11 protein-coding genes are annotated in these 13,805 nt (G+C 63.7%); 8 read left to right on the forward strand and 3 right to left on the reverse strand.

Annotation, left to right across the window (positions count from 1 at the left end; translation table 11 throughout):
* Positions 1–44 precede the first annotated feature (44 nt).
* Positions 45–785, reverse strand: coding sequence for a hypothetical protein (locus tag QP305_RS02440; RefSeq protein ID WP_284903766.1), 741 nt, complete (start codon positions 783–785; stop codon positions 45–47).
* 992 nt (positions 786–1,777) lie between these two features.
* Here QP305_RS02440 and QP305_RS02445 point away from each other — a divergent pair.
* The 6 genes from QP305_RS02445 to eno all read left to right on the forward strand — a co-directional run bounded on the left by QP305_RS02445 (position 1,778) and on the right by eno (position 11,105).
* Positions 1,778–2,419: a 50S ribosomal protein L25/general stress protein Ctc gene (locus QP305_RS02445; RefSeq protein ID WP_087070445.1), complete on the forward strand. Its 642-nt coding sequence runs from the start codon at positions 1,778–1,780 to the stop codon at positions 2,417–2,419.
* Between the two features lie 162 nt (positions 2,420–2,581).
* Positions 2,582–3,169 (forward strand): aminoacyl-tRNA hydrolase, encoded by a 588-nt coding sequence (gene pth / locus QP305_RS02450; RefSeq protein WP_087070446.1) that lies wholly within the window; start codon positions 2,582–2,584, stop codon positions 3,167–3,169.
* Between the two features lie 159 nt (positions 3,170–3,328).
* Complete coding sequence (gene mfd, locus QP305_RS02455) at positions 3,329–7,135, forward strand: transcription-repair coupling factor (RefSeq protein WP_284903767.1); 3,807 nt, start codon at positions 3,329–3,331, stop codon at positions 7,133–7,135.
* A 378-nt stretch (positions 7,136–7,513) separates the two neighbouring features.
* Positions 7,514–9,118 carry an LPXTG cell wall anchor domain-containing protein gene (locus QP305_RS02460; RefSeq protein ID WP_284903768.1) on the forward strand — a complete coding sequence of 535 codons (1,605 nt, stop codon included), beginning with the start codon at positions 7,514–7,516 and terminating at the stop codon, positions 9,116–9,118.
* A 142-nt stretch (positions 9,119–9,260) separates the two neighbouring features.
* Positions 9,261–9,605: a hypothetical protein gene (locus tag QP305_RS02465; RefSeq protein WP_284903770.1), complete on the forward strand. Its 345-nt coding sequence runs from the start codon at positions 9,261–9,263 to the stop codon at positions 9,603–9,605.
* A 219-nt stretch (positions 9,606–9,824) separates the two neighbouring features.
* Positions 9,825–11,105 (forward strand): phosphopyruvate hydratase, encoded by a 1,281-nt coding sequence (gene eno / locus QP305_RS02470; protein ID WP_016443220.1) that lies wholly within the window; start codon positions 9,825–9,827, stop codon positions 11,103–11,105.
* A gap of 1,110 nt (positions 11,106–12,215) precedes the next feature.
* On the opposite strand, the gene QP305_RS02475 is transcribed toward eno, so the two are convergent.
* Together QP305_RS02475 and QP305_RS02480 are read right to left on the reverse strand one after the other, a co-directional pair.
* Positions 12,216–12,386: a hypothetical protein gene (locus QP305_RS02475; protein ID WP_284903771.1), complete on the reverse strand. Its 171-nt coding sequence runs from the start codon at positions 12,384–12,386 to the stop codon at positions 12,216–12,218.
* A 67-nt stretch (positions 12,387–12,453) separates the two neighbouring features.
* Entirely contained in the window at positions 12,454–12,609 is a 156-nt protein-coding gene (locus QP305_RS02480) for a hypothetical protein (protein WP_284903773.1), read from the reverse strand.
* On the opposite strand from QP305_RS02480, the gene QP305_RS02485 reads away from it, so the two are divergent.
* Together QP305_RS02485 and QP305_RS02490 are read left to right on the forward strand one after the other, a co-directional pair.
* Positions 12,602–13,198 carry an FtsB family cell division protein gene (locus QP305_RS02485; RefSeq protein WP_284903775.1) on the forward strand — a complete coding sequence of 199 codons (597 nt, stop codon included), beginning with the start codon at positions 12,602–12,604 and terminating at the stop codon, positions 13,196–13,198. The two genes, QP305_RS02480 and QP305_RS02485, sit on opposite strands and share 8 nt — an antisense overlap.
* Positions 13,199–13,200: 2 nt before the next feature.
* Positions 13,201–13,794 carry a DUF501 domain-containing protein gene (locus QP305_RS02490; protein WP_284903778.1) on the forward strand — a complete coding sequence of 198 codons (594 nt, stop codon included), beginning with the start codon at positions 13,201–13,203 and terminating at the stop codon, positions 13,792–13,794.
* Positions 13,795–13,805: the final 11 nt, after the last annotated feature.

The following is a 13,805-nucleotide window of genomic DNA, read 5'->3' on the forward strand; positions in this document are numbered from 1 at the left end:
AGTTCCTCATCCGCCACCGGCTCAGTTCCTCATCCGCCACCGGCTCAGTTCTTCATCCGCCACCCGCGCTGGCGGAATGCCTCGGCGAGGTGAGCGGTTGCGGGAACTTCGCCGCTCGCGATGCGTGGGAGCGCGGGTCTGCCCGGGTTGAACATCATGCGGACGAGCCGCCGAGGGAGGTGGAGATCCGGGTGGAAAAACTGAAGTTCGATCCAGCCGTAGCTGGTGCGGAGTTCGCGCCGCTGGCGATCTTTGACCTGCTGGGAGGCGTCTCGGTGAGGTGCGCCGTCGTACTCCACAATGATGCGCTGCTCCTCGAAAAGCATATCGGGTTGGCCGAGCGGGCAGCCGTCCGGGGCGAGAAGCCGCTGGTTGAGGCGCGGTTCCGGGAATCCCGCCATGGCGATAAGGAGTCGCAGCAGGGTTTCCATCGGCGAATCCGCGCCCACCCGCGCCCAGGCCAGCGCCGCGCGGAAGTGCGCCACAAAATTCCAGCTCGGGTGTTCTGCCAGGAAAGCCTCCAGTCCCTCGCGGGTGGCGTAGGGCGCCGACCTCCCCTCGAAGCGCTGGCGAGGAATGCGCAGGAGCGCGTCGATTGCCGCGATGAGCTGGTAAAACGATAGATCCGGCACGCTCGCTAGCACGGCGCGGGGCCGGGAGGCGATGCGCAGGTCCCCGCCGGGCGTGCAGATCGTTTCGATGTCGCTGTCCAGCAGTTGCGTGCGATCCCAGCGGATGAGGGGGTGGGGATGTTTGTCCTGTTTAGCGTGTGTAGATAGATCCACGGGCTTAGAGTCGTCCCATGTCGAGAAGCGGGGTGGGAGCGGTAAACCCCAGAGGCGCATTGCGGACATTCCTGTCACTACGCTTCGTGGGAATCTATGTTGCATAGCGATGAGGACATCGACTTCCGTAAAATCGCGGCGGGTGTCCCGGTAGATCCCCCGTGTCAATAGTTGGAAACAATTGCGCCGGGCGAGAGTTCGGGGCAACCCCAGAGCGTCCAGCTGTGCGAGGCTGAAGATGGGTGGGATTGGTACCGATTCACGGGGTTTATTGACCATGAGGTGAGTATTCAGGCAAGTGGTGGTTCGGGCAAGCGGCTATCCACAGGAAGGTGCTGTTATCCACAGGTAGAAATCGCGCGGAAAGCCGCCAGTAAGCTCCACAGGGATCTCCGGGGTGGGGGCCAAAACGTAGTGCGAGTAAGAGCACCGTTTTCGGCTGGTTTTGTGTCTCTTACGCGCACTTGACGGGGGTGGTGGTTTGAAATGCGCACTTTGTGTGTGGGGTAGGGGTGGTACGACGACGGCGCCAGCTGGCGGGGCGGATTCTGGCGGAGTTGGTGGTGGGGCAGCGGGGGTGTTCCGGGTTCGGGCGGTGGAGCTCCTCGGAACGTGAGGGGGCTGGTGGGGCAGGAAGGGCGCGTGTGTGTGAGGAGCGGCAAAAAACTTTGTTTTTTGCCGCCGTCGCCCTAAAATTGACGGCGTTGCTTCGGCGAGGGAGGGAGCTCGAAGCGCGGAATCACCCGGTCGTTGAATTGGGGAATCGCCCGGTCTACGGGATGGCGATTCTGGTAAGCCTGCGGGGCAGGGGAGCTGGGAATCGGGATTCGCGCTCGCGGACTCTTCCGTTATCGACGCGGCAGGCGCTCCTTCGGGTGGCCTGCTTTAACGAGGCCACCACCCGGCGCGGCGTGTGCGGCGCGGGTGTTCATATCGACAATATCGAGGTCAGCCCGCCACTCGGGTGACCGCTAATCTGACGAAGGAGAATCATGGCTATTGATGCTGCGAAGCTGACTGCCGAAACCCGTGATGAATTTGGCAAGGGCGCGGCTCGCCGCCTGCGCCGCGATGGGCGCGTTCCCGCCGTGCTTTACGGGCACGGAATCGAGCCGGTGCACGTGCACCTGGATGCTCACGATCTGTTCCTCGCGGTCAAGGGCAATCCGAATGCTCTGGTCAGCCTCACCATCGACGGTGAACTGACCCTCGCGCTGGTCAAGGACATTCAGCGTAACCCGCTCTCCCGCTCCATCGAGCATGTGGACTTCCTGCGCGTCAAGCGCGACGAAAAGGTCGAGGTTGAAATTCCGGTGGTCGTTGTGGGCGAACCGGCTCCCGGCCTTATCAACACCCTGGAACTCCTCAATATCCTGGTCTCCGCCCCGGCGATCGATATTCCGGAATCCATCGAGGTCAATGTGGAAGGTCTCGAAGATGGCGCTCGCGTGACCGTGGCCGACCTCAAGCTTCCCGAGGATGTGGAAGCCCTGGTCGATGGCGAAGAAATCGTGTCCCTGGTCATGGAGCCCCAGGTTGATAAGGCTCTGGAAGAAGCCGACGCCGCCATGGCCGAAGCTCAGGCAGAAGAAGCAGCCGAAGAAGCGGCAGCTTCCGAAGGTGCCGGCGAGTAATTCGGCGATGCACCTCACTCGCCACGAGTGACTCTTACGCGGCCGCGGACGCAATGTCCGCGGCCGCGTGCCGTGTCGGCGTCGTCGTAAAAAATATGAAGTACGCAGAGGCGGAACAATCCCGGGCAAGCGGGTACGGTTGAATATGCACAGGAGGAACGCATGTACGCTGTTGTTGGATTAGGCAATCCCGGTGCTACCTATGCCGGAACTCGCCACAATTGTGGGCATATGGTGGTGGCGGAGCTCGCCGCGCGTTGCGGGGGGCAGTTGCGCTCGCACGGCGCCACCCAGACGAACCAGCTTTCCGCGCGGGTGGGGGTGGCGCCCGGGCAGGCCGGTGAGCAGGTCATTCTTGCCACGTGCCAGTGTTACATGAATACCTCGGGCGGGCCGGTCAGCGCGCTGCTGCGCTATTACGACTGCCCGGTGGAGAATCTTATTGTGGTTCACGATGAGCTTGATCTCCCCTTCGGGACTCTGCGCCTCAAGCGCGGCGGGGGCGAAGGCGGGCATAACGGGCTCAAGTCGATTTCGCAGTCCACGGGCTCGAAGGATTATATTCGGCTGCGTTTCGGTATCGGCCGGCCGCCCGGGCGCCAGGACCCTTCCGATTTTGTGCTGCGGCCCTTTAGCTCGACGGAGCGCAAGGAGCTTGATGTGCTTATCGCGCAGGCCGCGGACGCCGTGGAGGATGTGCTGCGCAACGGGCTGGAAAGCGCCACGATGCGTTTGCATACGAAGCATTAGCCGGCGGCGTGGAGCGGCGGCGCCGCGGCATACGGCGCGGATCCGCGCAAATACGGCGCCGAACCGCCCGCGCTGCGCGCTAAATCGCCGGCACCGCGCCCGCGCTGCGCCGAGCGAGAACCGAAACCCCAGAAGGACGAGGAAGGAAACGAGCGTCCCGTGCAATTAGAATCCTTGCTGCCGCTCATCGGCGCCGATCCCGCCCTGAGCAGCGCTGCCGCCTCGACCGCCACCCGCCTGGATATTCCGATGCCGCGCGGGGTGGTGCCGCCGGCCCTGGCGTACCTCGCGCGCGCGAATGCCTCGGAAAGCGCGGCTCGGCAAACCGGCACGGCCGCCGTACCAGAAACCGCTGCCCCGAAAAACCCCACCGCAGAAACCGCCACCCCCGCACCCCTCCACGTGGCCATCACCGCGTCGGGGCGGGAGGCTGAAATCCTTGAGGGCGCGATGCGCGCCTACCTTCCGGCGGAGCAGATCGCGGTGTTCCCCTCCTGGGAAACGCTCCCGCACGAGCGCCTGTCTCCGCGTTCGGATACGGTGGCTCGCCGCCTGCTCACTCTGCGTCGCCTGGCCCATCCGGAGGAATTCGAGCCGCTGCGCCTCCTCATTATGCCGGTGCGCGCGCTGCTTCAGCCCATTACCCGCGGTCTGGGCGACCTGGCGCCGGTGCGTATCCGCCTCAACGAGGACGCCCCCATGGAGGAGGTGGAAAATGCGCTGGTGAACGCTGCTTACACCCGGGTTGATATGGTGGAACGCCGCGGCCAATTCGCGGTGCGCGGCGGCATTCTGGACGTTTTCCCGCCCACGGAACGCCACCCCATCCGCGTGGAATTCTTCGGCGATACCGTGGACGAAATCCGCACCTTCTCCGTGGGCGACCAGCGTTCCATGGAGGAACGCGAAGAACTTTACGCCCCGCCCTGCCGCGAAATTCTCCTCACTGAATCGGTGCGTACCCGCGCCCGCTCGCTCATCAGCGAGCTGCCCGGCGCCACCGATATGCTCGACAAAATCGCCGCCGGCATCGCCCCGGAGGGCATGGAATCCCTCACGCCGGTGCTCGTGGACGGCATGGACGCCGTGGTGGACGTGCTTCCCGCCACCGCCCGCCTCCTCATTATCGAGCCGGAGCGCGTGGACCAGCGCGCCGAATCGCTGATCGCCACCACGGAGGAATTCCTAGCGGCGGCCTGGAGTGCGGCGGCGGCCGGCGGCACGCCTCCGGTGCAGGCCAATGCGGCGAGTTTCGCGAGTGTCGCGGCCACCCGGGCGGAAGCGCTGAAACGCGGCCAGGCCTGGTGGACGCTCGGCGGCTTTTCCGGCAACGCGCTGTCCGGCAACGCGCTGTCCGGCAGTGCCGTCGCCGGACACAGCGCGTCCGCCGGGACTACTTCGGGTCGCCTCGCTTCCACCGGGAGCACCACCAAGAACGACGACGCCGGCGCCGCTGTCGCGGCGCGCGAACCGCGCAAATTCCTCGGGAAAGTTGATGAGGCTCTCGCCGCTATCGGGGAGCAGGCACGGCGCGGGGTGCGGCAGGTGCTCGTGGTGGACGGGCCGGGCTTGGCGCGCCGCTACGCGGAACAGCTCGGTGAGCTGGGTGTTCCGGCCAGCGCGGTAGCGGAGCTCCCCGCTCACTTCGAACCCGGGGTGGTTTACGTGGTGGCCGCGCCCATCGCCGAGGGCTTCGTTATGGAAGGCCAGCAGCTCGGGGTGTACGCGGGTGCGGATCTGACCGGGCGGGGCGGTTCCTCCACTCGGGATATGCGCACGCTGCCCAAGCGGCGCCGCAAGAATGCCGTTGATCCGCTCTCGCTAACTCCCGGGGATTTTGTGGTGCATGACCGCCACGGGGTGGGCCGTTTCGTGCGGATGGAAAAACGCACGATTGGCGGTAAAGGCGGGCAGCGCGAATATATTGTTCTCGAGTATGCGCCGTCGCGGCGCGGCGGGCCACCCGATCAGCTCTGGGTGCCCACCGATCAGCTTGACCAGGTGTCGAAGTATTCGGGCGGGGAATCCCCGAGCCTCAATAAAATGGGCGGGGCCGATTGGGAGAAAACCAAGTCGAAGGCCCGCGCTGCCACCCGCAAAATTGCTTCGGAGCTTATTCGCCTCTACGCGCAGCGCATGGCCACCCCGGGTATCGCATTTTCGCCGGATACGCCCTGGCAGCGCGAGCTCGAAGACGCCTTCGCCTACGTGGAAACCCCCGATCAGCTGCACACTATCGACGAAGTGAAAGCCGATATGGAAAAGCCGGTTCCCATGGATCGCCTTATTTCCGGGGATGTGGGCTACGGCAAAACCGAGATTGCGGTGCGGGCGGCTTTCAAGGCGGTGCAGGATGGCCGCCAGGTGGCGGTTCTGGTGCCGACCACCCTGCTGGTGGAGCAGCATCGCGAGACTTTCGAGGAACGCTACGCCGGCTTCCCGGTGCGGGTGGCGGCGCTTTCGCGTTTCCAGAGCGCGCGCGAATCGGAGGAGGTCATCTCCGGGCTCGCCGACGGCAGTATCGATGTGGTCATCGGTACCCACCGCCTACTCACGGGAAATGTGCGTTTCAAAGCCCTCGGCCTGGTGGTGATTGACGAGGAGCAGCGTTTCGGCGTCGAACATAAAGAGACCCTCAAGCAGATGTACCCGAATATCGATGTGCTCTCGATGTCGGCCACCCCGATTCCGCGCACGCTGGAAATGGCGGTCACGGGGGTGCGGGAAATGTCCACCCTGGCCACCCCGCCCGAGGAGCGCCACCCGATTCTCACCTACGTGGGCGCGCGGGAAAATCGCCAGATCAGTGCTGCGATTCGCCGCGAGTTGCTGCGCGACGGCCAGGTTTTTTACGTGCATAACCGGGTGGGGGATATGGGCCGGGTGGCCGCGCAGCTCGGCGAGCTGGTGCCCGAGGCGCGCATCGCCGTCGCCCACGGAAAAATGAGCGAACGCGATCTGGAAAATGTTATTCAGAATTTCTGGAATCACGAGATCGACGTCCTTATCTGCACCACCATCGTGGAAACGGGCCTCGATATTTCCAATGCGAATACGCTCATTGTGGATAATGCCGATAAGCTCGGGCTTTCTCAGCTCCACCAGCTGCGCGGGCGCGTGGGCCGCGGGCGCGAGCGCGCCTACGCGTATTTCCTGTACGACCCGGACCGCGCGCTCACGGAAACGTCCCTGGAACGCCTGCGCACCATCGCCGCGAATACCGACCTCGGGGCCGGCACCCAGGTCGCCATGAAGGACCTCGAAATCCGCGGGGCCGGCAATATGCTCGGCGGCGAACAATCCGGTCACATCGAGGGCGTTGGTTTCGATTTGTACGTGCGCATGGTCTCCGAAGCGGTTGCGAAAATGCGCGGGGAGATTCCGGGCGACGACGACGCCAGCAGCGATGTGCGCATTGAGCTGCCGGTGGAAGCCTACCTACCCGAGGATTACGTGCCTTCCGAACGGTTGCGCCTGGAGATTTACACCAAGTTGGCGGCATCGCGCGGGGAGGACCAGCGCGAGGAAATTCGGGCGGAATTGCGCGACCGCTACGGGGAGATTCCCGACGTGGCAGCGCGGCTCTTCCGGATCGCGCAGCTGCGTGACCTGGCGCGCAGTGCCGGGCTGGAGGAAATTACCCAGATGGGGCGCAATGTGCGTTTCACGCCGGTGGCGCTGCCCGATTCCCGGCAGGCGCGCCTCAAGCGCCTGTATCCGGGGGCGATGCTCAAGCCCGCGGTTCGAGTCCTCATGGTGCCTGTCCCGCCCGCGCCCGCCGCGGGGAGCGGCGGGGGCGCTGCCGGGGGAAGCACGCGCGCTGGAGCGGGCGGCCTTCGCCCCGGAACGCTCGGGGTGGCGCAGACCTCCGCGCGCCTCGGGAGCGGTGCGCCCATGGAAGGTGATGACCTGCTTGACTGGGTGTCCCATCTCATTACCGCGGTATTTATTTCCTCGGTGGGGTAGCGGCGGGGCCGCCGCGGGTTATTCCGGACGTGTGGCCGAGGTTCCGGGGTTTGTACTATAGGGCCCGTTTCGGGATGCCCCAGCGGGCTTCGTCACACGGTGTAGCCGGTGTTTCTGGCTCGCTGGCCTGCCCGCATGCTTACCTGTGTGACGATTGTGATTTTGAAGTACCTTTATCAATCCTGTCGTGATTTGATAAATTAAATTGTACGTTGTGGCGGTGGAATAGATGGGATGAGCTGCGGGTACCCGCGTGGAAAGCTGGCGTGCTCGTGTGTTTATGTTCGTTAAGGGCGCCTAAATCCAAGACATAGGATGACGCAACGGCACCGATGGTGGTGGCCCTGTGGAGTGGCTGCTCTTAGCGTAAGGAAGAATATGAAGAAAGTACTCAGAGGTGTCGTGGCTGCCGCGACCGCCTGCACGGTGATGCTGGGCGGCGCGGGCGCGGCTTTCGCGGATTCGACGAGCCCGAACGGAGCCACCGCGCCGGTTGCTTCAGATGCCTCTTCGGGTGCCGGAGCTGCGGGCGCTGGCGGTGCGGGCGCGCCGGCAGATGCCGCCGCTGCTGATACCAGCACCGCCGACTACGCCGCGGGCAAGATTAACGAAGCCCTGGGGGCTACCCCGGCCGATCAGGCCGATGCCTGGATGGTCAGTGCGCTGCAGAATCAGGCCTCTCATTACTCCAAGGCCTATGTGGATCAGCGCTTCGTTGCGGCCGCGCAAGCCTATGTAAATGCTTACTCCAACGGGGTATCTGACCTGGACAAGGCCATTGTTGAAGTGACTAAGACGGCCAAGACTGTTGCGGAAATGGATCGCCGGGTCAACGAAGAATTCCAGAAGTCCGCGGCCGGAAATAAGAGCGAAGTCGTTCAGAAGATTCGTTCCTGCATCGACCTCGCTAAGCAGGGTAAGAGCAAGGAATTCAACCAGTGCCTCAACGGCATTATTGTGCTGCAGAACCTCGAAGCTTACGAGAAGATGATCATCGCCGGTGACGCGGTGCTCAACGGGGATGTTTCCTATATTGATGCGGAGACCCTCGCCCAGCTCAAGAAGGATGTTGCTTACCTGCGTGAAGCTACCGCGTACCGCCCCGAAGCTGAGAAGCTGACCGGTAAGACGTGGTGGAAGGATATTGATCCCGCCACCATTACCCCGCTTGGGGATGCCGATTATGCTCGCCTGGAACAGCTGCGCTGGATTATCTCCGGTGAAAAAGAATTCAACGGCGTGAAAACCACTTACGGGCAGAGCTCGGACCGGGTGCGTGACCTGGTCCGCAAGGCCGGCTCCCTCAAGGCCAAGGCGGATACCGCTGCTCTCATCGCGGGCTTGCAGAACCCGGTGGTACGCAATGCGGCCCAGCAGCTTTTCGATGCTTCCCCGGATAACTATGCTGCCGATACCTTCTCTCATGTGCTTCCGCTCCTTGATGCCTGGGCTACCAAGCTGAGTGAAGCGAAAGCCGCTATTGAAGCCGAACAGGCCGCCCAGCTCAAGGCCCTGGCCGCGCTGGATTGCGCTCCGCAAGCCGCGCGTACCCAGGCCGAAGCCGATATTCAGGCAGCCACCGCTGCGGCGCTCGAGAAGCTCAAGCCGGTTGTGGACGAAGGCGTGCTGACCTCGATTCGTGCCGAGCACGAGGCAACCGTGCGCGGCATCGTGCAGAAGGTTTCCGCCCTCAAGGAATGCACGCCGGCCGACCCGGCCCCGACCCAGCCGGCCGAACCGACTCAGCCGGCCCAGCCTGCGGAACCGACGCAGCCTGCGCAGCCCACTGCGCCGGCTCCTGCGGACCCGGCCCCGGCAGGATCCGCCAAACCGGCCACTCCTGCTAAGCCCGGCAAGACCGTGGTGAAGAAGTCGGCGAAGAAGCTCCCGAATACCGGTGCGGAAGCCGCTTCCTTGGCGCTCCTCTCCGGTGCCCTGCTCGCCGGTGGGGCGCTCGCGGTGCGGCGGCGTCGTGCTGCCTAAACGCGACCATTAAATGAGCTGATGCTCGGGCGGGCCCGGCACGTGCGATATACAAGCGCGTGCCGGGCCCGCTTTTTTGAAAAACTAGTGACGTTACATTTTCTTGCTTTAGAATGATGGAAAGCACAACAAAGGAGTTGTTATGACGATGAACGTGAGTCCGAATCTTCTCAAGAGTTTTGCGCGGCGCACGTACGGCGTCGCGGGGGCGCTGCTGGTCATCGCGATTTTCCTCCAGATTGCGGGGCCCTTCGCCATGCTGGAGCTCAATGAGCTTCCCGCTGGCACCGCGGATCCGGTGAAGGTTGGCTTGGCATATGTGGTCAAGGTGCTCATGGATATCTTTACCCTGCAGTTGGCCGGCGTTGCCGCGCTCATCGCCTTCTTGGCTCACCCCGTGCTGACCTCGGTGGTGAAAGAGGAAGAAAGCGGGGCGGGCGGCGTCGTCGTACCTAACGGCGCAGCGGAAGAAACCGCGGCGCACTAAACTCTCCCCACGTGTTCGTGAGCTAGTTAGCACCCGGGTGGTTCGCGCGCGGTGCCAAAGTCCCGAGTGGGCGAAAATCTTCGCGGCTCAGGGCGAAAACGCCGAGTTAATCACGGCCTGAACATGACGCGCGCGGGTGTTTTGAGAGACAATAGAAACAGCGGATATTCCGCGCAGGTAGCCACAACTATGTGGCACGGTCTATATGAAGGAGTACCTGTGGCATTCATTGAGGCAGTTAACGCCCGCGAAATTCTCGACTCCCGTGGCAACCCCACCGTTGAGGTTGAAGTTGTCCTGGATGATGGCACCTACAAGCGCGCATCGGTTCCCTCCGGCGCGTCCACCGGCGCCTTTGAAGCCGTGGAAAAGCGTGACGGTGATAAGGGTCGTTACCTCGGTAAGGGTGTCGAGCAGGCAGTGGAAGCGGTGAACGAAATCATCGCTCCGGAAATCATTGGCATGGACGCCAACGATCAGCGCGCTCTTGACGCGCTGCTCATTGACCTGGACGGCACGGATAACAAGGGCAAGCTCGGCGCGAACGCCATCCTGGGTGTGTCCCTCGCCGTGGCGCACGCCGCCGCCGAATCGGCCGGCCTGCCGCTCTACCACTACATTGGCGGCCCGAACGCCCACATCCTGCCCGTTCCCATGATGAACATCCTCAACGGTGGCTCGCACGCCGATTCCAACGTTGATATCCAGGAATTCATGATCGCTCCGATCGGCGCCGAAACCTTCAAGGAAGCGCTGCGCTGGGGTGCTGAGGTGTACCACACCCTCAAGAGCGTTCTCAAGGAACGCGGCCTGGCCACCGGCCTGGGCGATGAAGGCGGCTTCGCCCCCAACCTGGATTCCAACGCCGAAGCTCTGGACCTCATCGTCGAGGCTATTGAGCGTGCCGGCTACACCCCGGGCAAGGACTTCGGTCTCGCCCTGGACGTTGCCGCCACCGAATTCTTCGAGAACGGTGTTTACAAGTTTGAGGGCGGCACCAAGTCCTCGGACGAAATGATCGCCTACTACGAAGAGCTCGTGGAGAAGTACCCGCTCGTGTCCATCGAGGATCCGCTCTCGGAAGACGAATGGGATGCCTGGAAGAAGCTCACCTCCGAAATCGGTGATCGCGTCCAGATCGTTGGCGACGACCTCTTCGTCACCAACCCCACCCGCCTCCAGAAGGGCATCGAAACCAAGGCCGCGAACGCGCTCCTGGTGAAGGTGAACCAGATCGGTTCGCTGACCGAAACCCTCGAAGCCGTGGAGCTCGCGCACCGCAACGGCTTCCGCACGATGACCTCGCACCGCTCCGGCGAAACCGAGGACACCACGATTGCGGATCTCGCGGTGGCCACCAACTCCGGCCAGCTCAAGACCGGTGCTCCGGCCCGTGGCGAGCGCATCAACAAGTACAACCAGCTGCTGCGCATCGAAGACGAACTCGGTGAAGACGCAGTCTACGCCGGCCGCGCTGCTTTCCCGCGCTTCAAGGCCTAAGGCTCTGGAAGCTCCGGGCTGGCTAGCTGGGTAATCAGGTAGCCGGTGGCGAGTAGCCGGGTGGTCGGTTTTCCGGTTCGCTTATAGCGCGCTGCTTGCTGATAGGGCTGCTGGCCTGCCCGTAGCGCTGCTGGCTTGCATATATAGCGCTGAGTGCCGCTCCTTCTCTTCGGGGAAGGGGCGGCGCTTTGTTATGGGGCGGGTGTGCGGCCAGTTGCTTTTTGTGAACCCTCGGCAGAACTGACCGCCTATCATTGGGGCGGTTCACAAAGTGGTACTGGAGCTACAGCCAACACCCGATTTTCTGTCGTGCAGTACCACTCTGTTCGTTCCGCTGTCGTGGAGTACCACTTTGTTGGGTAGCGGCGGGTGTCAGCGGGTTAGCCCCGGCGGTCCCGAAGTGAAGTGCGCTTAAGAGCACCGTTTTGGGGCGATTTCCTGTCTCTAACGCGCACTTGACGGGGGGCATGGTTCGAAATGCGCACTTGACGGGGGTCACGGTTCGAAATGCGCACTTTGGCTCCCGCCGGTTCACCGCCCCGGCGGGAGGTGGGGTGCTTTTTCCGAGGTGTACTTCGCGTGTACGACATATGCACTACAGCGCGAACAACACATGCCCCCTCCCCAGGTGCTGGTGTGACTATTGAGGTTTGTGAGGCTCGTGAGATTCGCGCGGGCTGGTCGCTGAGGCTTGTCGAAATCAAAGTGCAACGGCAGCTACGTTAAGAAATTGTTTTGATGTCGCCAGGTTGAATCCTGTGGGGCTCGCTGCCGTGAGGTTGCATCCTGTGAGGGACTTGATCACCCGGATGCATTGTGTGAGCTTGGCGGGGGCGCGCCCTATTCGCGGGCGGTGATGCCAGGCGCCTAGACTGGTAGTCATGAGTGTTCGCCGTCCACCCTCGCGCCCCGAGCGCAACCGCCGCATCTCCGCGCGCGGAGTTCAGGGGAATCAAGGATCTGAAGCGAACCAAGGAAATCAGGCGAAGCGCCGCGACGCGGCGCTGAAACGCAGGGATGCTGCGCTGCGCCCCCGAGATGCGGCGCTGAATCCCCGGGAAGCCGGGGCGAACCCCCACTCAAGTGGTACCCCGCGAAAAGCATCCGACCTCATGCCGCGCGGTAAAGCAGGTAGTCGGAAACCGAAGCGACCCGGTAGGGGAGCGGGCGGCGATGCGCAGGCACGCTCAGCCCGCACAGCTCGATCACCTCACTCAGCTGCTCGTTCAGCCAGCTCCCCGGCGCGAGCCGGGGCTGCTTACCGCAGTGAAACGTCATCACGCCCGGGGGCTGCCCCGCGGCCCGGAACCAAGCCCCGCACCGGAGGGAAGCCGTGGCAGGGCGGCAATCAGCGCCAAGCCACCATTAACCGCTCGGATAAAACCAGCCATTCCGGGCCGGGCGGTTCGCGGGGGAAGAAAGCCGGGCGAAAAGGCCAGCGCCGCGCCATAAAAGTGGAATCCGGCCAGCGCCAGCACACCGTGAGCTTGCGAGCCGTGGCCATCGCGCTTTTCGCGATCCTCGCCATTATTATTGTGACCCCCACGGTTTCGCGTTTCTCAGAACAGCAGCATGAATTGCGGGCGGTGCGCGCGGAGCTGGAAAATGTGCAGCAGCACACCCGCGAACTCGAAGTGGAAAAAGCCCTGTGGAACGACCCGGATTACGTGCGGGCCCAGGCTCGGGTGCGGCTTGGCTACGTTGTTCCCGGCCAGCGGCTCTTCGTGGGCGCGGATCCGAATGAGGGCACCGCCCAGGAGCAGCTGGAAGAACGCGTGGCCACCGTCAATCGGGAACGCCGCGCGAATACCCCGTGGTACATTACCGGCTGGGATTCCATCACCATCGCGGGTAATTCTGTGGACGGGCAGATCGATAACCCGGACGAAGCCCCGATGTATACGCCGCCCACGCCGCAACCGCAAGATGCCACGCAGCCGGCAGGTGAAACACCGGCGGACGGCTCGGCTCCCGCCCCGGCAGAACAACCCGCAGAACCGCCCGCAGAAGAACCCGCGCCGGAAGACGCCGCAAACCAGGCCCCTAATACCGCGCCTGCCCAAGATACCGCGCCCGCCCCCGAAGGAGAATAAGCATGACCGATGTCCTCACCGAGCGCGACGTCACCCCGGAGCTTCTCACCCGCATCGCCGCGAACGCCACCCCGCTGCGCCCCACCGACCGCGCCGAGGTAGCCGCCCAGCTCGGGCGCGTCCCGCGCGGCCTCGTCGGCATCGGGGCACGCTGCGCCTGCGGCCGCCCCGCGGTCACCATCACCCTGCCGCGCCTCGGCCACGGCGAACCCTTCCCGACCCTCTTCTACCTGTGCCTGCCCTACCTGGTCAAAGAAATTTCTCGCCTGGAAGCGCGCGGGGAAATGGCCACCATGACCGCTGCTTTATCCGACGACGCCGCACTGCGGGCCGCCCACCAGGCAGCCCACGAATCCTATATAGCGCGCCGCTCCCTGCTCGGTGAGGTCCCGGAAATTGCCGGGGTATCCGCCGGGGGCATGCCCGAGCGGGTCAAATGCCTGCACGCGCTGGCCGGCTACGCGCTGAGCGCGGGGCGGGGAGTATGCCCGCTGGGGGATCGTGCCCTTGACCTCGTCGGTTGGGATGGCACCACCTGCCACTGCGAGGACGTGCTTAATTCCCGCGATGATGAAACCAGCGCGGCAGCACACTAGAAAGGACATAG

It is taken from the genome of Actinotignum timonense (assembly GCF_030216305.1).
Classification (GTDB): domain Bacteria; phylum Actinomycetota; class Actinomycetes; order Actinomycetales; family Actinomycetaceae; genus Actinotignum; species Actinotignum timonense_A.